Annotated in this window: 18 protein-coding genes, 1 tRNA gene and 4 pseudogenes; 6 read left to right on the top strand and 17 right to left on the bottom strand. The window is 72.2% G+C overall.

What is annotated here, in order from left to right:
• Positions 1 to 344 precede the first annotated feature (344 nt).
• Complete coding sequence (gene phoH2 / locus AC2W7J_RS05710) at positions 345 to 1,583, bottom strand: RNA 5'-3' helicase PhoH2 (protein ID WP_485981727.1); 1,239 nt, start codon at positions 1,581 to 1,583, stop codon at positions 345 to 347.
• Between the two features lie 542 nt (positions 1,584 to 2,125).
• Positions 2,126 to 2,879: pseudogene (locus AC2W7J_RS05705) on the bottom strand (isoprenyl transferase).
• Between the two features lie 129 nt (positions 2,880 to 3,008).
• Between AC2W7J_RS05705 and trhA the strand changes: the two are divergent.
• Positions 3,009 to 3,722, top strand: a complete 714-nt coding sequence (trhA, locus tag AC2W7J_RS05700) for a PAQR family membrane homeostasis protein TrhA (protein ID WP_255184195.1) — start codon at positions 3,009 to 3,011, stop codon at positions 3,720 to 3,722.
• Here the strand turns inward: trhA and AC2W7J_RS05695 are convergent.
• Positions 3,669 to 3,953 carry a hypothetical protein gene (locus AC2W7J_RS05695; protein ID WP_255184196.1) on the bottom strand — a complete coding sequence of 95 codons (285 nt, stop codon included), beginning with the start codon at positions 3,951 to 3,953 and terminating at the stop codon, positions 3,669 to 3,671. The genes trhA and AC2W7J_RS05695 overlap by 54 nt on opposite strands.
• The gene (gene mca, locus AC2W7J_RS05690; RefSeq protein ID WP_255186370.1) at positions 3,950 to 4,882 is read right to left on the bottom strand and encodes a mycothiol conjugate amidase Mca; all 933 of its coding nucleotides are present in this window, start codon (positions 4,880 to 4,882) and stop codon (positions 3,950 to 3,952) included. The genes AC2W7J_RS05695 and mca overlap by 4 nt, the downstream gene beginning before the upstream one ends.
• Before the next feature lie 162 nt (positions 4,883 to 5,044).
• Between mca and AC2W7J_RS05685 the strand changes: the two genes are divergently transcribed.
• On the top strand, positions 5,045 to 5,470 hold the full coding sequence (locus tag AC2W7J_RS05685; RefSeq protein WP_485981726.1) for a DUF4307 domain-containing protein: 426 nt from the start codon (positions 5,045 to 5,047) through the stop codon (positions 5,468 to 5,470).
• A 168-nt stretch (positions 5,471 to 5,638) separates the two neighbouring features.
• Positions 5,639 to 6,133 (top strand): transcription elongation factor GreA, encoded by a 495-nt coding sequence (gene greA, locus AC2W7J_RS05680; RefSeq protein ID WP_421007613.1) that lies wholly within the window; start codon positions 5,639 to 5,641, stop codon positions 6,131 to 6,133.
• A 70-nt stretch (positions 6,134 to 6,203) separates the two neighbouring features.
• Here the strand turns inward: greA and AC2W7J_RS05675 are convergent, their stop codons facing one another.
• Entirely contained in the window at positions 6,204 to 6,860 is a 657-nt protein-coding gene (locus tag AC2W7J_RS05675) for a WXG100 family type VII secretion target (protein ID WP_421007614.1), read from the bottom strand.
• A gap of 123 nt (positions 6,861 to 6,983) precedes the next feature.
• Between AC2W7J_RS05675 and msrA the strand changes: the two genes are divergently transcribed.
• Positions 6,984 to 7,661: a peptide-methionine (S)-S-oxide reductase MsrA gene (gene msrA / locus AC2W7J_RS05670; protein WP_485981725.1), complete on the top strand. Its 678-nt coding sequence runs from the start codon at positions 6,984 to 6,986 to the stop codon at positions 7,659 to 7,661.
• Here the strand turns inward: msrA and AC2W7J_RS05665 are convergent.
• The 3 genes and pseudogenes from AC2W7J_RS05665 to AC2W7J_RS05655 all read right to left on the bottom strand — a co-directional run bounded on the left by AC2W7J_RS05665 (position 7,613) and on the right by AC2W7J_RS05655 (position 10,636).
• Complete coding sequence (locus tag AC2W7J_RS05665) at positions 7,613 to 8,146, bottom strand: DnaJ family domain-containing protein (RefSeq protein WP_485981724.1); 534 nt, start codon at positions 8,144 to 8,146, stop codon at positions 7,613 to 7,615. The two genes, msrA and AC2W7J_RS05665, sit on opposite strands and share 49 nt — an antisense overlap.
• Positions 8,147 to 8,166: 20 nt before the next feature.
• Positions 8,167 to 8,457, bottom strand: a complete 291-nt coding sequence (locus AC2W7J_RS05660) for a hypothetical protein (protein ID WP_485981723.1) — start codon at positions 8,455 to 8,457, stop codon at positions 8,167 to 8,169.
• Between the two features lie 167 nt (positions 8,458 to 8,624).
• Positions 8,625 to 10,636 (bottom strand): annotated as a pseudogene (locus AC2W7J_RS05655) (oxidoreductase).
• A gap of 131 nt (positions 10,637 to 10,767) precedes the next feature.
• Between AC2W7J_RS05655 and AC2W7J_RS05650 the strand changes: the two are divergent.
• Positions 10,768 to 11,763 (top strand): SGNH/GDSL hydrolase family protein, encoded by a 996-nt coding sequence (locus AC2W7J_RS05650; RefSeq protein WP_255184204.1) that lies wholly within the window; start codon positions 10,768 to 10,770, stop codon positions 11,761 to 11,763.
• 68 nt (positions 11,764 to 11,831) lie between these two features.
• Here the strand turns inward: AC2W7J_RS05650 and AC2W7J_RS05645 are convergent, their stop codons facing one another.
• The 5 genes from AC2W7J_RS05645 to AC2W7J_RS05625 all read right to left on the bottom strand — a co-directional run bounded on the left by AC2W7J_RS05645 (position 11,832) and on the right by AC2W7J_RS05625 (position 16,643).
• Entirely contained in the window at positions 11,832 to 12,086 is a 255-nt protein-coding gene (locus tag AC2W7J_RS05645; RefSeq protein ID WP_485981722.1) for a hypothetical protein, read from the bottom strand.
• Entirely contained in the window at positions 12,083 to 13,033 is a 951-nt protein-coding gene (locus AC2W7J_RS05640) for a Bax inhibitor-1/YccA family protein (RefSeq protein WP_427801372.1), read from the bottom strand. The genes AC2W7J_RS05645 and AC2W7J_RS05640 overlap by 4 nt, the downstream gene beginning before the upstream one ends.
• 221 nt (positions 13,034 to 13,254) lie before the next feature.
• Positions 13,255 to 14,436, bottom strand: a complete 1,182-nt coding sequence (locus tag AC2W7J_RS05635; RefSeq protein ID WP_421008635.1) for a cystathionine gamma-synthase — start codon at positions 14,434 to 14,436, stop codon at positions 13,255 to 13,257.
• 2 nt (positions 14,437 to 14,438) lie between these two features.
• Positions 14,439 to 15,821 carry a cystathionine beta-synthase gene (locus AC2W7J_RS05630; RefSeq protein WP_485981721.1) on the bottom strand — a complete coding sequence of 461 codons (1,383 nt, stop codon included), beginning with the start codon at positions 15,819 to 15,821 and terminating at the stop codon, positions 14,439 to 14,441.
• 57 nt (positions 15,822 to 15,878) lie between these two features.
• Positions 15,879 to 16,643 carry a siderophore-interacting protein gene (locus tag AC2W7J_RS05625; RefSeq protein ID WP_485981720.1) on the bottom strand — a complete coding sequence of 255 codons (765 nt, stop codon included), beginning with the start codon at positions 16,641 to 16,643 and terminating at the stop codon, positions 15,879 to 15,881.
• Positions 16,644 to 16,744: 101 nt separating this feature from the next.
• On the opposite strand from AC2W7J_RS05625, the gene AC2W7J_RS05620 reads away from it, so the two are divergent.
• Positions 16,745 to 16,821: transfer RNA gene (locus AC2W7J_RS05620), tRNA-Leu, on the top strand.
• A 76-nt stretch (positions 16,822 to 16,897) separates the two neighbouring features.
• Here the strand turns inward: AC2W7J_RS05620 and AC2W7J_RS05615 are convergent.
• From AC2W7J_RS05615 to AC2W7J_RS05600, 4 genes and pseudogenes are all read right to left on the bottom strand, one after another.
• Positions 16,898 to 17,092, bottom strand: a complete 195-nt coding sequence (locus AC2W7J_RS05615) for a hypothetical protein (RefSeq protein ID WP_485981719.1) — start codon at positions 17,090 to 17,092, stop codon at positions 16,898 to 16,900.
• Positions 17,073 to 17,891 (bottom strand): annotated as a pseudogene (locus AC2W7J_RS05610) (Ppx/GppA phosphatase family protein); the annotation flags it as partial. The gene AC2W7J_RS05615 and the pseudogene AC2W7J_RS05610, both read right to left, overlap by 20 nt.
• Positions 17,888 to 18,425 (bottom strand): annotated as a pseudogene (locus tag AC2W7J_RS05605) (DUF501 domain-containing protein). The pseudogenes AC2W7J_RS05605 and AC2W7J_RS05610, both read right to left, overlap by 4 nt.
• Positions 18,422 to 18,860, bottom strand: a 439-nt coding sequence (locus AC2W7J_RS05600; protein WP_485981718.1) for an FtsB family cell division protein, incomplete at its 5' end; no start/stop codon positions are given. The gene AC2W7J_RS05600 and the pseudogene AC2W7J_RS05605, both read right to left, overlap by 4 nt.

Raw genomic sequence — 18,860 nt, 5'->3', positions numbered from 1 at the left:
GACCGAGCCGAGCATGGCGACCGCGAGGGCCCCGCCCACGACGGGACGGCGAACGGGCGGCGCGCAGTCGGGCGCCCTTGCTCTCGGCGCGTGCGGCGCCGTGCCTGGGCGTGTAGTCGGTCGACTTCACGACACCAGCTCCTTCCATGAAACAGCCACTCACGAGGAGTGGCTGCACGCGTGCCGACGTCGTCAGGGGATCGACCCGGCCGTTATCTTTTCGAGACCTTAGCCGATGCCCTCGTGAGCGCGCAAAAGCCGGGGTGTGGATCACACCCCGGCTCCAGCGCGAAGGGGGGTCCGCCGGCTGCACCAGCCAGCGGACCCCCCTTCGTGCCGGTGGGTCAGACGTCGAGGCCCTCGAGCAGGTCCGTGACGAGCGCCGCGATCGGGCTGCGCTCGCTGCGGGTGAGGGTCACGTGGGAGAAGAGCGGGTGCCCCTTGAGCGTCTCGATGACCGCCGCGACACCGTCATGGCGACCGACCCGCAGGTTGTCGCGCTGGGCGACGTCGTGGGTGAGCACGATCTTGGAGTTCTGCCCGATGCGGGACATCACGGTGAGCAGGACGTTGCGCTCGAGGCTCTGCGCCTCGTCGACGATGACGAAGGCGTCGTGGAGGCTGCGGCCGCGGATGTGGGTCAGCGGCAGCACCTCGAGCATCTCGCGGTCGATGATCTCGTCGACGACCTCCTTCGACACGAGCGCGCCGAGGGTGTCGTGCACCGCCTGCGCCCACGGGCCCATCTTTTCCTGCTCGCTGCCGGGCAGGTAGCCGAGCTCCTGGCCGCCGACGGCGTAGAGCGGGCGGAAGACGACGACCTTGCGGTGCTGGCGCCGCTCCATGACCGCCTCGAGGCCCGCGCACATCGCCAGGGCGCTCTTGCCGGTGCCGGCCCGCCCGCCGAGGCTGACGATGCCGACGTCGGGGTCGAGGAGCAGGTCGAGCGCGATCCGCTGCTCGGCGGAGCGACCGTGCAGGCCGAAGGCGTCGCGGTCGCCGCGCACGAGCCGCACCTGCTTGTCGGCACCGACCCGACCGAGGGCGCTTCCCTTGGGCGAGAGGATCTTCAGCCCCGTGTGGCAGGGCAGCTCGGCGGCGGCGAGGTGCTCGACGCGACCGGTCTCGTAGAGGGTGTCGACCTCCTCGGCGCTCATGTCGAGCTCGGCCATACCGGTCCACCCGGAGTCGGAACGGCTCTGCTCGTGGCGGTACTCCTGGGCGTCGATGCCCACGGCCGAGGCCTTGACCCGCATCGGCAGGTCCTTGGACACGACGGTGACGTCGGCGCCCTCGAGGGAGAGGTTCTTGGCGACCGCGAGGATGCGGGTGTCGTTGTCCCCCAGGCGAAACCCGGAGGGCAGCGACATCGGGTCGGTGTGGTTGAGCTCGACGCGCAGGGTGCCGCCCTCGTCGCCGACCGGGACGGGAGCGTCGAGACGACCGGCGCTGATCCGCAGGTCGTCGAGCAGGCGCAGCGCGGTGCGGGCGAAGTAGCCCAGCTCGGGGTGGTGCCGCTTGCCCTCGAGCTCGGTGACGACGACGACCGGCAGGACGACCTCGTGCTCCTTGAAGCGCAGCATCGCCCGCGGGTCGGACAGCAGGACCGAGGTGTCCAGGACGTAGGTGCGAGGGCCTTCGTCGCGCGGCGGGAGCTCCACGGGGTCGGGCGCGCCGTCGGGCTGCGCGGCAGAGGGGGTGACGGTCTGGGTGATCAGGTCGTCCACGTCGGGCTCCTCCTGGGCGCAGCGCCGGCCGGCGCGTGCGCGCCTACTCTCCGTGCTGGTGCCGGGACCGGGCCGGTGGCGTGAGCCGGGGCCGGGTCCGGCCCCTCCTGCTGAGCAGCAGCTCCATACCTGAGGCCTCCCGAACGCGTTGCGGTCTGCAACCCGTCACGGTCAACGTACGACCGCGCCGACGCACGACCGTGCACGTCCGGGGCGTGTCGGGGGCGCGGACGGAGAAGTTCACGCGCCGGAAACCCACGTCCGTCACACCTGCCCCACGCGCCACTTCTCCCCCTTCGCCCCAACCCTGCAAAACCCTAGGGTTCTGCGGAGTTGGCCCGAGGTAACCCTGCACAACCCTGGGGTCCTGCGGAGTTGGCAGGCGGGCGAAGGGGAGGTCAGGCGCCGAAGCGGCGGTGCCGGTCGGCGTAGGCGCGCAGCGCGCGCAGGAAGTCGACCCGGCGGAACTCGGGCCAGTAGACCTCGCAGAAGTAGTACTCGCTGTGCGCGGACTGCCACAGCAGGAAGCCGGACAGGCGCTGCTCCCCCGACGTGCGGATGACGAGGTCGGGGTCGGGCTGGCCCTTGGTGTAGAGGTGCGCGCTGATGTCCTCGACGGTCAGCTCGTCGGCCACGTCGGCCAGGCTCGCGCCCTCGGCGGCCCGGGTGCGCAGCAGGGAGCGGACGGCGTCGGCGATCTCCTGGCGCCCGCCATAGCCCACGGCGACGTTGACGATCAGCCCCTCGACCTCGGCGGTCTCCTCCTCGGCGCGACGCAGCGCGGCCGCGGTCTGGACCGGGAGCATGTCGAGCGCCCCGGCCGCGTGCAGCTGCCAGCGCCCGGCGGCGGCGAGGTCGGCGACGAGCCCTCGATGATCCGCAGCAGCTTGTCGAGCTCCTGCGGCGGGCGGGTGAGGTTGTCGGTCGACAGCAGCCACAGCGTGACGACCTCGACACCAGCGTCCTCGCACCACTCGAGGAAGCTGCCGACATTGGCCGCGCCGGCACGATGGCCGTCGTCGGCGTTGCCGCCGCGGCCTTGGCGAAGCGCCGGTTGCCGTCGACGATCATCCCGACGTGGCGCGGCACCGAGGCCGCGTCGAGCTGGGCCACGAGGCGGCGCTCGTAGGCGGTGTACAGCGGGTTGCGCACTCGCGGGTCCCTTCCTGGCGCGGATCGTCGCGCCCAACCTACCGCCGGTGCGTGTGCCCCCTCACAGGGGCGCTCTCGCGGGGGTCGCGGCATGGTCAACCTACGGCTGCGTAGGTTACCGTCGTCGTCATGGATTCACCCCGCGCGGAGATCAAGGAGCTCGCCGACGACGTCGGCGAGCACGTCGACGCCTTCGTCGAAGCGGTCAAGCCGCACCTGCGCGGATGGCTCCATCTCGTGACCGCTCCCCTCGCCCTCGTCGGCGGCCTCGTCCTCACCTCGATGGCGCCGACCCAGGGCGGGCGCATCGCCGCGATGGTCTTCACCATCACCGCTGGCCTGCTCTTCGGCACCTCCGCGGTCTACCACCGCGGGCGCTGGGGCGGGCGCCTCGCCGGCGCGCTGCGCCGGTGGGACCACGCCAACATCTTCCTCATCATCGCCGGGAGCTACACCCCCTTCGCGCTGATGCTGCCGCGCACCCAGGCGATCACGCTGCTCGTCATCGTCTGGAGCGGCGCGATCATCGGCGTGCTCTTCCGCGTGCTGTGGGTCGGCGCACCGCGCTGGCTCTACGTGCCGGTCTACGTCGCCCTCGGCTGGGTCGCCGTCTTCTACATCAAGCCGCTGCTGACCCACGGCGGCTGGACGATCCTCGCCTTCGTCGTCGCGGGCGGCGCGCTCTACACCGCCGGCGCCGTCGTCTACGGCCTCAAGCGGCCCAACCCGTCACCGCGGTGGTTCGGCTTCCACGAGATTTTCCACGCGCTGACGGTGCTGGCCTTCATCTCACACTTCGTCGCCGCGACGCTCGCCCTCTTCGGGCCGATCGCCAACTCCTGACGGGTCGGCCTCCGCGTCGGCCTCCCCCTCGTCGGACCCGTCGGCCGCGCGCGTCGCCTTCGTCTCCTCCGCCCGACGCCGGGCCTCCTCGGCCCGGTCACGCTCGGCGAGGTTGATCCGCCGCAGCCGGGTGAACATGCTGCGCATGAGCAGCCACAGCGCGAGCGCCAGGACGAAGAAGGCGACGAAGGCCCACCAGCCGGGGCCGACCTCGGTGCTCGGGGTGTTCACTCCCACTCCCTCACGGTCGGGGCGGTCCGGGTGTCGTGCACCGCGGTCAGGTCGTTGCGGGTGGCCAGGGCGTCGGCCTCGGCGAGGCTCGCCGGCACCCCCGCGAAGAGGTCGTCCTCGGGCAGCGAGGTCTCGACGAGGCTGATCGCCAGCTCGTACTCCTCGGTGGGCCACAGGTCGGCCTGCACGTCGTTGGGCACGGCGAAGAAGAAGCCGTCGGGGTCGATCTGCGTCGCGTGCGAGCGCAACGCCTCGTCGCGGGCGTCGAAGAAGTCGGAGCACTGCACCCACGTGGTGAGGGTGCGCTGCGGGCGCCCCTCGGCGCGCTTGATCCAGTCGACGAAGGGGGACTCCTGCCCCTTCGCCACGAGCGCCTCGTGGAAGGCGTGGATCCGGTCGATGCTGAAGCCGCCGATGTAGTAGAGCTTGAGCGGCTGCCACGGCTCCCCCGCGTGCGGGAAGGCCTCGGGGTCGCCGGCCGCCTCGAAGGCCGCGACGCTCACCCGGTTGGTCATCACGTGATCCGGGTGCGGGTAGCCGCCGTTCTCGTCATAGGTCGTGATCACGTGCGGGCGGAAGCGACGGATCTCGCGCACGAGCGCCTCGGTCGCGACGTCGAGCGGCTCGCGGTAGAAGCAGCCGTCGGGCAGCGACGGCAGCGGGTCGCCCTCGGGCAGGCCGGAGTCGACGAAGCCGAGCCAGGTGTGCTGCACGCCGAGCGCCGCCTGGGCGCGGGCCATCTCCTGGCGGCGCACCTCGACGATGTCGCGCTGGATGTGCGGGTCGTCCTTGAGCTTGGGGTTGAGCACGTCGCCGCGCTCACCGCCCGTGCACGTCACGACGAGCACCTCGGCGCCGTCGTGGACATAGCGGGCAGTCGTCGCCGCGCCCTTGCTCGACTCGTCGTCGGGGTGCGCGTGCACGGCCATGAGCCTGAGTGCTTCCACTGCTGGGGTCCTCCCGGGGAGGTGCGCCGCGCGGGCCGGTGTGCCGGCGCGGTCTGGAGTCACGGACAATGGACCCATCCTCTCACCGCGCACCGACTGGTCCGACGACAGCCGGTGCCGCCCCCTTCGTCCGCAGGAGCCGTCATGACCACCGCCTCCCCCGAGAGCCAGTCGGCCTGGGACCCGGAGCAGGAGGAGGCCAGCGCCGAGGCCAACCCCGCACGGGGACAGCGGCGCTGGTGGGTCATCGGGATCGTCTTCGTCGTCGTCGCGACGCTGCTCACGGTGTGGTTCGGCGTCTCGAGCACGCGGGGCGCCGTGACGACGACCGACATCGGCTTCGAGCGCACGAGCGAGCGCCAGATCGTCATGATCTTCGAGGTCACCCGGCCCGAGGGCACGGCGCTCTCGTGCACGATCACGGCGATGGACGGCCAGTACGGGCGGGTCGGGACCAAGGAGCAGGCCGTGCCCGCGGCCGACGAGCGGACCACCCGCGTGCGGGCCGCGGTGCGCACGACGACGCGGGCCGTGACGGCCACCGTCCAGGGCTGCACCGCGGTGGACTGACACCTGCATCTGCGTCGACTTGGCGGTACACTGGTCCTTTACCGCAACCGTGGGTCTGGACCGATCGGTCCAGACCTTTGTGCATCACCGGACGATCCGGGGCACCTCGGTTCACCGTCCGTGGGGGTCGAAGCAGATCCTGCACGGCTACACAGCAAGGAGAGATCCGTGACCCAGACCGCGTCCACCGCGTCGTACCTGACCGAGGAGGCGTACGAGCGACTCCAGGCCGAGCTGCGTGAGCTCTCGGGCCCGGGTCGCGTCGAGATCGCCAAGCGCATCGAGGCCGCCCGCGAGGAGGGCGACCTCAAGGAGAACGGTGGCTACCACGCCGCCAAGGAGGAGCAGGGCAAGATGGAGGCCCGCATCCGCCAGCTCAAGCAGATCCTCGACACCGCCATCGTCGGCGAGGCCCCGCCGGACGACGGTGTCGTCGAGCCCGGCATGGTCGTCACCGTCGAGCTCTTCGGCGACGAGGAGACCTTCCTCCTCGGCTCCCGCGAGATCGCCGACGGCAGCGACAGCATCGACGTCTACTCCGAGCAGTCCCCGCTCGGCGGCGCGATCAACGGCAAGAAGGTCGGCGAGACCGCCACCTACGACGCCCCCAACGGCAAGACCATCGAGGTCAAGATCCTGTCGGCGAAGCCCTACCAGGCCTGACGCCACAGGGCTCCGCACGAAGGGGAGGTCCCGACCAGCCGGTCGGGACCTCCCCTTCGTCATGTCGTGGTCAGGGCAGCGGCGGCAGCCACCGGCCCGGGTCGCGCCAGTCGTCCGGCAGCTGCGCCCGGTCGACGTCCCGCGGGTCGAGGGGGACGTCGGAGCGGAGGAAGGCGCCGTTGTTCTCCGCAGGCAGCGGCTCGACCCGCGCCGGCGGCTCGACGGGGAGGTCGGAGCGACGGAAGGCCGGCAACGGCTCGACCCGCGCAGGCGGCTCGAAGCGCGAGCCGCCCGGCGACGTCGGGTCGAGGATCTCGCCGTCATCGACCAGCCCCGGGGGCACGGCGATCGGGTGGATGCGCAGCGGGGCCGGGACCACCGGGGTGGAGCGCTCGAAGGCGAGCCCGCTGTCACCGGAGTGGCCTCGCCCGCGACCACTGCCGCCCCCGGTGAAGATGCCGGAGGCGCGGCGCTGGGTCTCTGCCTCGTCGGCGAGCCGTCGGCTCTGCTGTCGCAGCGCACCCTCGGCGTCGTCGAGGCTGCGGTGCGCGATCCGCCAGTCCTTCGCGAACTTCTCGAAGTCGGGCCCCTCCCAGAGGGCCCGCAGACGCTGGAGCAGGACGGCCCCGCGGTCGCCGACGGCGGCGATGCTCTCGCCCTGCCGTCGCAGGGCCACGGCGGTGTCGTCGAGCTGCTCGACGTCCGCCCCATGGCTGATGTGCCGCACGCGCCGGCCTCCCTTCGCTGTCGGGACCACCCTAGGCAGTCCCGGCGTGCTCCCCCAATGGGGAGGACTCCCCTCAGGTGCGGGTGAGAGGATGTGGGCATGTTCGGTCGTGCGATCCCGCCCATGCCCAGCGCCGAGAGCGCCCTGCCGGGCCGCGCGGAGCGCCCCTTCACCGTGCCGACGACGCACGCGGTGCTCGGGACGCCCCTCGAGGGTCCGTGGCCCGAGGGCACCGAGGTGCTCCACGTCGCGATGGGCTGCTTCTGGGGCGCGGAGCGGATCATGTGGCAGCTGCCGGGCGTCGTGACGACGGCGGCCGGTTACATGGGCGGCTTCACGCCCCACCCGACCTACGAGGAGACCTGCACCGGCCTGACCGGTCACACCGAGAGCGTCCTCGTGGCCTACGACCCCGAGCGCACGCGGCCGGAGCTGCTGCTCAAGGCCTTCTGGGAGAACCACGACCCGACGACGCCGGACCGCCAGGGCAACGACGTCGGCACGCAGTACCGCTCGGCGATCTACTGGACCACCGAGGAGCAGCGCGCGGCCGTCGAGGCGACGGCCGCGGCCTTCGGCGAGGAGCTGCGGCGGCACAACCTGCCGCCGGTCGTCACCGAGATGCGACCTGCGAGCGAGGCCGGCACCTTCTGGTACGCCGAGGACTACCACCAGCAGTACCTGCACAAGAACCCCGGCGGCTACTGCAACCACGGCCCCAACGGCCTGACCTGCCAGGTCGGCATCCTGCGTCAGGACGAGGTCCCCAGCCAGGAGTCGGTGCTGGGCCGCGACGCCTGACCCCGGTCACCTGCCGCGGAGCCGACGCCACCACCGACGACGCGAAGGGGGCGGCCCCGGGGCTCCTCCACTGCCGGGGAGAGCGCCTGCTCCTCGCGCAGCCGACGCCATGCCGCGACCATCTGCTCGACGTCGACCGTCGGGGCCAGCGGTGGCGCCGTCGGCCCGAAGGTCGGGCGCCGGCGCTCGTCGAGCACGCGCTGGTTGAAGTCGCGCAGCAGCTCGCGCACGTCGGCCTCGTGGCGCTCGTCGACGAGGGACTGCGGGTAGCCGGCGGCCTCGCGTCGCAGCTGCAGCGCGGGCGGCAGCGCGTCGCTGCTGTCGAGCCCCTCGCGGGCCATCATCCCCTTGACCCACCAGTCAGGGTCGCTGCTCTCGATCCCGCGCAGGGGCCGGCCGGCGCCGGGCAGGTCGTCGAACTCCCCGCGCTCGGTGGCCTCACGGATCTGACGCTCGATCCACCCTTCGTACGGCGGTACTCCCATGCCCCCAGTGTGGCCCGGGCTCACTCCCCGCGGGCGGAGACGACCACGACGTCGCGGTCGGCGGCGACCCAGGCGTCGACCTGCCATCCCTCGGGACCGGCGAGGGTCACGGGGTCGAGCTCGGCGCTGTCGACCTCGTCGCGCACCACGTCGACGACGTCCATCTGCGGACCGGGGTCCGACGACGCCTGCGATCGAAGGGAGTCGGCCACCTCCGGCTCGACGGTCACTGCGGCGTCGATCCAGTAGGTCGAGGGGCCGGGGGCGGTCCGGTCGCCGCCGAGGGTGCCGGACTGCCACGTCGCCGACACCGGGTCACCGAGGTCGGGGAATCGCGATGTCAGCGGCTCGAGGTCGGTGCGGGTGCCGCGCTCGTCGACGCTCTTGGTCGGCTCCGTGGGCGGCTGCGGCCCGCTGCCCCCTCCGCACCCGGCGAGGGCGAGGAGGGGCGGCGAGGAGCAGGCCGACGGTGCGCACGTCAGAGGCTGGCGGCCAGCTCGGTGCCCTGGCGGATCGCGCGCTTGGCGTCGAGCTCGGCGGCGACGTCGGCGCCACCGATGACGTGCACGTCGACCCCCTTCGCCTGCAGCGGCTCGACGAGGTCACGCACGGACTCCTGACCGGTGCACACGACGACGTTGTCGACCTCGAGCAGGCGCGGCTTGCCGTCGACGGTGATGTGCAGACCGTTGTCGTCGATGCGCTCGTAGGCGGCGCCGGTGATCTGGTGGACGCCCTTGGCCTTGATGGCCGCGCGGTGCACCCAACCGGTCGTCTTGCCCAGGCCGGCGCCGATCTTGCTCTCCTTGCGCTGGACGAGGTAGACGGTGCGCGGCGAGGCGGCGGGGTGGGCCTCCTTGAGCCCACCACGGTCGGCGGACAGCGGGTCGACGCCCCACTCGTCCTGCCACTCCTTGAGGTCCAGAGTCGGCGACTCGACGGTCGTCAGCAGCTCGGTGACGTCGACACCGATGCCGCCGGCGCCGATGACGGCGACCCGCTCGCCGATCTCGCGGGTGCCCAGGACCGCCTCGGGATAGGTGACGACCATCGGGTGGTCGATGCCCTCGATCTCGGGGACGCGTGGCGTCACACCGGTCGCGAGGACGACCTCGTCGAAGCCCGCGAGGCGTCGGCGCCGACCCGGGTGCCCAGGTGCACGGTCACGTCACGCCGCTCGAGCTCGCCGCGGAAGTAGCGGATCGTCTCGGCGAACTCCTCCTTGCCCGGGATGCGCATGGCGAGCGCGAACTGGCCGCCGATGTCGTCGCCGGCCTCGAAGAGCTCGACCGCGTGACCCCGCTCGGCCGCGGACACCGCCGCGGACAGACCCGCCGGGCCACCGCCGACGACGGCCACCCGCTTGCGACGGGCGGTGGGCGACAGGACGAGCTCGGTCTCGTGGCCGGCGCGGGGGTTGACCAGGCAGCTGGCGACCTTGCGCTGGAAGGTGTGGTCGAGGCAGGCCTGGTTGCAGCCGATGCACGTGTTGATCCGCTCGCTCTGCCCCGCAGCGGCCTTCGTGCCCCACTGGGGGTCGGCGAGCCACGGGCGCGCCATCTGGACGAGGTCGGCGTGACCGGCCGCGAGGACCTGCTCGGCCTGGTCGGGCATGTTGATCCGGTTGCTCGTGACGACCGGGATGTCGACGTGCGGGCGCAGCCGCTCGGCGACCTCGGTGAAGGCCATCCGCGGCACCGACGTGACGATCGTCGGCACCCGCGCCTCGTGCCAGCCGATGCCGGTCGACAGGATCGTCGCGCCGGCCGCCTCGATCTCGGTGGCCAGGGCGAGGATCTCCTCCCAGGTCTGGCCGCCCTCGACGAGGTCGAGGATCGACAGCCGGTAGATGACGATGAAGTCCTCGCCCACCGCTGCGCGCACGGCGCGCACGATCTCGGTGGCGATGCGACGTCGGTTGGCCGGCGTGCCGCCCCAGCCGTCGGTGCGCTGGTTGGTCCGCGGCGCGAGGAACTGGTTGATGAAATAGCCCTCGGAGCCCATGACCTCGACGCCGTCGTAGCCGGCGGAGCGGGCGAGCTCCGCGGCCCGGGCGAAGGCACGGATCTGGCGGCGAACGCCCTTCTCGCTCAGGCCGCGTGCGGCGAAGGGGGTGATCGGCGACTTCCCGGACGAGGCCGAGACGGAGTAGGGGTGATAGGCGTAGCGGCCTGCGTGGAGGATCTGCAGCGCGATCTTGCCGCCCTCGCGGTGCACGGCGTCGGTGATCTGGTGGTGCCGCCGAGCCTCGCGGCTCGTCGTGAGCTTCGAGGCGAAGGGGTAGAAGCTGCCCTCGATGTTCGGCGCGAAGCCGCCGGTCACGATGAGCCCGGCTCCCCCCTTCGCCCGCTCGGCGTAGAAGGCCGCGAGCCGCTCGAAGTTGCTCGCCCGGTCCTCGAGGCCGGTGTGCATCGACCCCATGATCGTGCGGTTGCGCAGGGTCGTGAAGCCCAGGTCGAGCGGCGAGAAGAGCGTGGGGTAGTCGGTCATCGTGGTCCTTCGTGCGAGTGCCGTGCGTCGAGCCGACCGTACCCATGACGACGGGGGTGTCGCACCGCTCGTTGGCTTTGTCACCTCGGGATGACACAGTTGGGCCCACGACCGGCCACACGAGGAGAGTCATGGCAGAGCTGGGACGCATCGTCGGCAAGGCCGCGCTGGGGGCCGCTGGCACCGCCGCAGCCAGCGCGACGCTCGCCGGTCTCGGCTACGGCCTGATCCAGGCCGAGGCCAGGATCACCCGCAAGATCGTCGGCAACCCCTTCGACGGGGCGCCCGACGACGACGGCGTCTACGGCGCCGCGCCGGGCGAGCCGGTGCAGCTGCTCGTCCTCGGTGACTCGACCGCCGCGGGCATGGGTGCGGACAACCGCTACCAGACCATCGGGGCGATCCTGTCGACCGGTCTCGCCGCGATCATGGGCCGGCCGGTGGAGCTGACCAACGAGGCCGTCGTCGGCGCGGAGTCGTCCGACCTCAGCGCCCAGCTGTCCAGGGCGCTCGCCCGGGTCGACCAGCCCGACGTCGCGGTCATCCTCATCGGCGCCAACGACGTCACCCACCGCATCGACCGGGCGGTGTCCGTGCAGCACCTCGAGCGCACCGTGCGCTACCTGCGCACCCTCGACGTCCCGGTCGTCGTCGCGACCTGCCCCGATCTCGGCACGGTCGAGCCGGTGCCCTTCCCGCTCAACAAGCTGCTGCGCCAGTGGAGCCGCGAGCTCGCCGCCGCCCAGACCGTCGCGGCCGTCGCCGCCGGGGCACGGACCGTGTCGGTCGGCGACCTGCTCGGGCCGGAGTTCGCCGCCAGTCCGTCGATCATGTTCAGCCAGGACCGCTTCCACCCCTCGGCCGCGGGCTATGCCCGGGTGGCCTCGGCGCTGCTGCCGTCGGTGGCCGCCGAGGTCGACGCGTGGCCCGAGGGCGCGACCCACGACTCCGAGCCGGAGGCGGCACGTGGCGAGGGCATCGGCGCCCTCGACGACGCCGCCGAGCGGGCGGCCTCCTCCCCCGGCACCGAGGTCGGCCCCGCCGAGCTGCGCGGCCGCAGCCACGGCCCCCGCGGCCCCTGGGCCATGCTCCGCCGCCGCGGCGAGCACGAGGTCACGGACGTCTGAGCCCGGGTGTGCCTCCGGCTCCCTGATGTCCGCATCTCCTCAAGGAAATGCGGAGGTGTGGGCGCGGGTCAGGCCCAGGTCAGGCGAAGGGAGGCGAGCCGCTGCGCGAGGTCCGCGGGTTCCCCTTCGGCCCGGCAGACGTCGAAGACGACCACCCGCAGCTGGTCCATGACCACGGCCGGGCCGAGGTCGGGCAGCGGCTCGCCCGCGAGGTCGGCCATGAGCTCGTGCACGCCCGCAACGCGCTCGGCCGCGCGGTCCAGCGGCAGCTGCTGCCACCTGCGGACCACGCGGCCGAGCTCGGTCGCGACGTCGTCGGTCACTCCGAGCGCAGGCGCCCCAGAAGGCGCAGGATCTCGAGGTAGAGCCACACGAGGGTGACGACGAGGCCGATCGCCAGGTGCCAGCCGTAGCTCTGCGGAGCACCCGTGCGGATCGCGGTCTCGATGTTGTCGAAGTCGAGGGCCAGGGTGACCGCGGCCAGACCCGTCGCGAAGAGCGAGATCCCGATGCCGATCACGCCGCTGCCGCCGAAGCCGAAGGGGCCACCGCCGAAGAAGAGCATGTAGCCGAGGTTGATCATCGCGAAGACGAAGTAGCCGACGAGCGCCATCGAGACGATCGCGCGGAACTTCTGGGTCACCTTGATGATCCCGGTCGTGTAGAGCGCGAGCATCGCACCGAAGACGCACAGGGTCGCCAGGACGGCCTGGACGACGATGCCCTCGAAGATCGGGGTGCCCGGCGGGTCGAAGACGACCGCATAGCTCTGGCTGATCGCCCCGACGAAGAGGCCCTCGAAGACCGCGTAGACGACCGCCAGGGGCGCACTGAGCGGCTTGCGGCGGAACATGATGAACAGGCCCATGCCGAGGGTGCCGACGAGACCGACTCCCCAGGCCGCGGTACCCAGGGCCGGGACCTGGCTGGCCGCGACCCACGCGGCAGCAGCCACGGCGATGAGCACTCCGAAGAGCACACCGGTGCGCACGAGGACGTCGTCGAGGGTCAGCGAGCGACCGCCGCCGCCCCAGCCGCCCATGCCCTGGCCGGTGTCGGGCTGGCCGAAGCCGGGCTGCGGCTGGCCGTAGGGCTGCTGACCGTACTGCTGCGGCTGGCCGTAGGCCTGGCCCTGCTGGGGCGCGTACCCCTGCTGGCCGTAGCCCTGCTGCTGGCCGTACTGCTGCTGGGGCGCTTGCCCCGTGTCACGGAAGCCGGCGTAGCCGCGCTGGGCGTCCTGCTCGACCCGGCCGAGGATCGGGTTGCTCATCGTCTGCTCCTGATGGGGCTGGCACGGCACGTCTGCCGCTGAGGTGTCACCAGACTAAGCGGTCGACATGAGGCTGGTGTTCCCGGATCCACAGGCCGTTGCCGGATCGCAGGCGATGCGCCCGGAAGCGCACCTCTGCAGCGAACCCGTCAGGTGGTCGCCTGGTGCTGCATGCCGGTCGGGATGCAGCACCAGACGACCACCTGAGGGTGTGGGGCGGGTCAGCCCAGGCCGTCGAGCGCCTGCTCGAGGTCGGCGAGCAGGTCGGAGACGTCCTCGATGCCGACGGACAGACGCACCAGGTCGTCGGGCACCTCGAGCATCGAGCCGGCGGTCGACGCGTGGGTCATCGCCCCCGGGTGCTCGATGAGCGACTCGATGCCGCCGAGCGACTCGGCGAGGGTGAAGATCTCGGTCCGCGCACACAGCTGCTGCGCGGCCTCGCGCCCACCGGCCATGCGCACCGAGATCATCCCGCCGAAGCGGGACATCTGACGGGCCGCGACCTCGTGGCCCGGGTGCTCGGGCAGCCCCGGGTAGAGGATCGAGGTGATCTCCGAGCGCGTCGACAGCAGGTCGACGACCGCCTCGGCGTTGTCGCAGTGCCGGTCCATCCGCACGCCGAGCGTCTTGATCCCGCGCATCGTCAGGTAGGCGTCGAAGGGTCCGGGGACGCCGCCGGAGCCGTTCTGCAGGAAGGCGACGTCGGCGTCGATCTGCTCGTCGTCGGTGACGAGCAGGCCACCGACGACATCGCTGTGGCCGCCGAGGTACTTCGTGCTCGAGTGGAGCACCACGTCGGCACCCCGCGAGAGCGGCTGCTGCAGGTAGGGGCTGGCGAAGGTGTTGTCGACGACCAGCCGCGCACCGCCCGCGTGGGCGACCTCGGCGACGGCCTCGATGTCGCCGATGTTGAGCAGCGGGTTGGTCGGGGTCTCGAGCCACACGAGCTTCGTCGTCGGGCGCATCGCCGCGCGGATCGCGTCGACGTCACCGACCGGCGCCGGCGTGTGCTCGATCCCCCACTGGGAGAAGACCTTGTCGATGAGCCGGAAGGTGCCGCCGTAGGCGTCGTCGGGGATGACGAGGTGGTCCCCGGGACGAAGGGAGGCCCGCAGGATCGCGTCGGTCGCGGCCATGCCGGAGGCGAAGGCACGACCGAAGGTGCCGGACTCGATGGACGCGGCATTGGCCTCGAGGGCCTGCCGGGTCGGGTTGCCGGTGCGCGCGTACTCGAAGCCGCCGCGCATGCCGCCGACGCCGTCCTGGGCGAAGGTCGAGCTGGCGTAGATCGGGACGTTGACCGCGCCCGTCAGCGGGTCGGGCTCGTAGCCGGCATGGATCGCCCGGGTGGCGAATCCCTGGGTCGCGTGCGCGTCGGCCGCGCTCTTGCGCTCGGACATGGTCAGCCCTTCGCTCGGTGGGACAGGTGGCCCAGCAGGTCCTGCCGGGTGATGACGCCGAGGGGCTTGCCGCCCTCGACGACGAGCAGCGCGTCGGCCTGCTCGAGCGCCTCGGTCGCGGCCGAGACGGGCTCGGCGGCACCGATCTGCGGCAGCTTGGCGCCCATGTGCGCGCTCACCGGGTCGGCGAGCGAGGCGTGCCCCTCGAAGACCGCGGTGAGCAGGTCGCGCTCGGTGACCGCCCCGGCCACCTCGCCGATGACGACCGGCGGCTCGGCGCCGACGACGGGCATCTGCGAGACGCCGTACTCGCGCAGGATGTCGATGGCCTCGCGGATCGTCTCGTTGGGGTGGGTGTGGACGAGGTCGGGCAGCTCGCCGCCCTTGCCGCGGAGGACCTCGCCGACGGTGGCGTCACTCCCTTCGTCGCCGGGCAGGAAGCCGTAGGAGGCCATCCAGTCGTCGTCGAAGATCTTGGCCAGGTAGCCGCGACCACCGTCGGGCAGCAGGACGACGATCTTGGCGTCGGGGCCCTCGCGCTCGGCGACGCGCAGCGCGGCGACGACCGCCATGCCGCTGGAGCCACCGACGAGCAGCCCCTCCTCGCGAGCCAGGCGGCGGGTCATGGCGAAGGCCTCGGCGTCGTCGACCGCGATGACCTCGTCGGGCACGGAGGGGTCGTAGGCGCCGGGCCACATGTCCTCGCCGACGCCCTCGACGAGGTAGGGGCGGCCGGTGCCGCCGGAGTAGACCGAGCCCTCGGGGTCGGCGCCGATGATCTTGACCCGGCCCTCGCTGATCTCCTTGAGGTAGCGGCCGGTGCCGGTGATCGTGCCGCCGGTGCCGATGCCGGCGACGAGGTGCGTGATCTGACCGTCGGTCTGCTCCCAGATCTCCGGGCCGGTGCTCTCGTAGTGCGCCAGCGGCCCGTTGTCGTTGAAGAACTGGTTGGGCTTCCACGCCCCGTCGATCTCCGCGGTCAGCCGGTCGCTCACCGAGTAGTAGCTGTCGGGGTGGTCGGGCGCGACGGAGGTCGGCACGATCTGCACCTCGGCGCCGTAGGCGCGCAGCACGTCGATCTTGTCCTTGCCGACCTTGTCGGGGCAGACGAAGATGCAGCGGTAACCACGCTCCTGCGCGACGAGCGCCAGCCCCACGCCGGTGTTGCCGGAGGTCGGCTCGACGATGGTCCCGCCGGGCTTGAGCTCACCGGAGGCCTCGGCCGCGTCGATGAGCTTGCGCGCGATGCGGTCCTTGATGCTGCCGCCGGGGTTGAGGTACTCGACCTTGGCCGCGACCAGCCCGGACCCCTCGGGGGCGACGGAGGTGAGCCTGACCAGCGGGGTGTTGCCGATCAGGTCGGAGATGTTGTCTGCGATCTGCATGTCCGCATCGTGGCACGGATCACCAGCACCCGACACCGCGGTCCCCGCCCCCGCCGATCAGTCGATCTGCCCGACCGGCGTCCGCTTCTCCGCCTGGAAGGCGTCCTCGGTGCGACCGCGCGCCCAGTAGCCCGAGATCGAGATCGCCTCGCGGGGCACGCCCCGGTCCTTGAGGACCCGGCGCACCGCCTTGATCGACTCGCGCTCCCCGTGGGCGAAGACCTGGACGCCGTCGCGCCAGTCGACACCGTCGACCGCGCGGGCCAGGAAGTCGACGTCGTCCGTGGCCGGGTTGACGAGCCACTGCACGTCGACGTGCTCCGGAGCGCGAAGGGGGATGACGTCCCCCGGGTCCTCCACCTCGAGCAGGGCGACACCGCTCGCGCCGGCAGGCATCGCCTCGAGCGAGGCGGCGATGGCCGGCACGGCCGAGAGGTCACCGGCGAGCAGGTGCCAGTCGGCCTCCGGGTCGGGGGCGTAGCCGCTGCCCGGCCCCATGAGGACGATGCGGTCTCCCCCCTTCGCCTGCTGGGCCCAGGGACCGGCGTAGCCGACGTCGCCGTGCGTCACGAAGTCGATGGTCAGCAGGCGCGCCTCGCGGTCGACCGCGCGCACGGTGTAGGTGCGGGTGATCGGGTCCCCGTCGGTGTCGGTGAAGCGCAGCTTGACGTAGGCATCGGTGTGCTCGGCCGCGCCGAAGTCCGCCAGCGAGTCGCCGGTGAGGACGACGCGCACGAGGTGCGGGCCCACGCGCTCGGTGGAGACGACGGTCAGCTCGTGCTGGGGGCGCGGCGGGCGGGCGGGACGATCAGGAGAAGCCATGAACTGAGGCTACCCTTACCGGTTCGGGAGCCGGTCCCGGGGTGCCGCTACGCTGTCCGGGCTGCCCCGGCTGGGACCGCCCCGCACGGGCAGCGACGCACGCGGGCGTAGGCCAACTGGCGAGCCGGGGAACTTAAAATTCCTGTCGAACGTGTGGGTTCGAATCCCACCGCCCGCACTCCCCCGCCACCCCGGATCGATGTATCCGGGTGCGCTGGGAGTCACCCTCGTACATCGACCCGATGGCCGTGAGGTCAGGCGGACTCGTCCTCGACGACGACGGGCCGCACGACCGACTGGGCGATCCCGTCGAGGATGTCGTGCTCGGAGACGGTGACGACGAGGTCGGGGCCGTTGGCGCCGCGGCCGCTCGAGGACCTCCCACCAGATGAGGGCGCCGGCGCCGATGACGTCGACCCGCCCCGGGTGCATGAAGGGCTGGGCCGCACGCTCGGCGCGGGTGCTGAGGATGAGCCGCTCGCAGGCGACCATCACCTCGTCGACGGAAATCTGCGCCAGGTGGATCGCCTCGCGGTCGTAGGAGGTCAGACCGAGCGCCAGGGCCGCGACGGTCGTTACGGAGCCCGCGAGCCCGACCACGGTCATCACGCCGCCGAGACCCACCTCGGCCTCCGCGACGTCGAGCGCCTCGGCGATGTCGTAGCGCGCCGCGTCGATGACCTCCTGGGTCGGGGGGTCGGTGCGGTGGTGCCGCTCGGTCAGCCGCACGGAACCGATGTCGAGCGAGGCGCCGGCGATGACGTCGTGGGTGCCGCGGACGATCTCGGTCGAGCCGCCGCCGATGTCGGCGACGAGATACGGCCCCTCGAATCCGGCCTCGGCCAGCCCGGAGGTGGCGCCGGCGAAGCTCAGCGAGGCCTCCTCGGCACCCGTGATGACCTCGGGCATGACGTCGAGCTCGCCGAAGGCCTCACGGACCCCGGCGACGAAGTCGTGGGAGTTGTCCGCGTCGCGCGAGGCCGAGGTCGCGACGAAGCGCACCTTGCCCGCTGGCACGCCGTGATCGTGGCACTGCTGCGCGTACTCGCGGCACATCCCGAGGGTGCGCTCGAGCGCCTCGGGGTCGAGCCGGCCGGTGCGGTCCACACCCTGCCCGAGACGCACGACCTCGGCGCGGCGCAGCACCTCGGTGAGCGCTGGCGGCGCGTCCTCCGGCCCCTGCTCGTCGGCGTCCGCGATGAGCAGGCGGATGGAGTTGGTCCCGCAGTCGATCGCTGCGACCCTCATGCGTCGCTCCCTTCGTCCGTGCTGACGCACGGGCTGGCGTGCCACCACTCGGGCAGCAGGTCGAGGGCCTCGTCACCCAGGGGGTTGACCCCGGGGCCGGCGGCCAGTGAATGGGCGACGAGCACGTGCAGGCACTTGACGCGGGTCGGCATGCCGCCGGCCGAGATGCCGTCGATCTCGGGGACGTCGCCGAGCTCCGCGCGCCGGGCGAGGTAGTCCTCGTGGGCCGCGCGGTAGCGCGCGGCGAGGTCCTCGTCGTCGAGCAGGCGCTGCGACATCTCCGCCATGAGACCGCTCGACTCGAGCGTCGAGATCGGGCCGGTGAGACGCGGGCAGGTCGCGTAGTAGGTCGTGGGGAAGGGCGTGCCTCCCGGCAGGCGCGGCTCGGTGCGCAGCACCGTCGGGCCGCCGCACGGGCAGCGGTGGGCGACCTCCGCCGTGGCGCGCGCGGGGGCGGCCGAGCTGGCGGTGGACGGTCTCGAGGTCCTGCGGGTCGACGCGGTCGAGGTCGTTACCCAGGTCGTCGCGGCTCACTGCGCCGAGGTGGGGTCGTCGGCCGCGGCCACGGACGAGGCGACCTGCTCGTACCAGGGCTGCGTGGACGGCGCCGTCACGGCGCCGGTCTCGGGGTCGACCGCGGGGTCGTCACCGGCTGGATCGATCACGGTGTAGGTCCTCTCCCCCGGCTTGACGAACTTCAGCCGCTTGCGCGCCTGGGCCTCGACGTACTCGTCGGTCTCCCACAGGTCGCGCTGGCGCTCGAGGTCCTGGACGTTGTCCTCCTGAGCCGCGACCTGCTCCTGCAGGGTCGCGAGGCGCTGACGCTGGTCGTACCAGGACTTGCCGGTCGGCACGAGCATGACGCCGAGGAGCAGGAGGAGCGAGCCGACGACGACCCAGCGCTTCGTCGACATGACCGCGCGGCGCTGCTGCGCCTCGCGGCCGGCGCCGCTGCGGGGGACGCGTGCG

The sequence above is a fragment of the Janibacter sp. CFPM2_SD2 genome, assembly GCF_057364645.1.
The sequence above is the reverse complement of the archived record's forward strand: the minus strand, read 5'-3'. Positions and strand labels throughout refer to the sequence as shown.

Bases quoted from the DNA above. Each gene is read 5' to 3' on its own strand.
- phoH2 (WP_485981727.1), bottom strand. From the start codon at position 1,583: ATGCTGCGCTTCAAGGAGCACGAGGTCGTCCTGCCGGTCGTCGTCGTC.
- trhA (WP_255184195.1), top strand. From the start codon at position 3,009: ATGGATTCACCCCGCGCGGAGATCAAGGAGCTCGCCGACGACGTCGGC.
- mca (WP_255186370.1), bottom strand. From the start codon at position 4,882: ATGGCCGTGCACGCGCACCCCGACGACGAGTCGAGCAAGGGCGCGGCG.
- AC2W7J_RS05685 (WP_485981726.1), top strand. From the start codon at position 5,045: ATGACCACCGCCTCCCCCGAGAGCCAGTCGGCCTGGGACCCGGAGCAG.
- msrA (WP_485981725.1), top strand. From the start codon at position 6,984: ATGCCCAGCGCCGAGAGCGCCCTGCCGGGCCGCGCGGAGCGCCCCTTC.
- AC2W7J_RS05665 (WP_485981724.1), bottom strand. From the start codon at position 8,146: ATGGGAGTACCGCCGTACGAAGGGTGGATCGAGCGTCAGATCCGTGAG.
- AC2W7J_RS05650 (WP_255184204.1), top strand. From the start codon at position 10,768: ATGGCAGAGCTGGGACGCATCGTCGGCAAGGCCGCGCTGGGGGCCGCT.
- AC2W7J_RS05640 (WP_427801372.1), bottom strand. From the start codon at position 13,033: ATGAGCAACCCGATCCTCGGCCGGGTCGAGCAGGACGCCCAGCGCGGC.
- AC2W7J_RS05635 (WP_421008635.1), bottom strand. From the start codon at position 14,436: ATGTCCGAGCGCAAGAGCGCGGCCGACGCGCACGCGACCCAGGGATTC.
- AC2W7J_RS05630 (WP_485981721.1), bottom strand. From the start codon at position 15,821: ATGCAGATCGCAGACAACATCTCCGACCTGATCGGCAACACCCCGCTG.
- AC2W7J_RS05625 (WP_485981720.1), bottom strand. From the start codon at position 16,643: ATGGCTTCTCCTGATCGTCCCGCCCGCCCGCCGCGCCCCCAGCACGAG.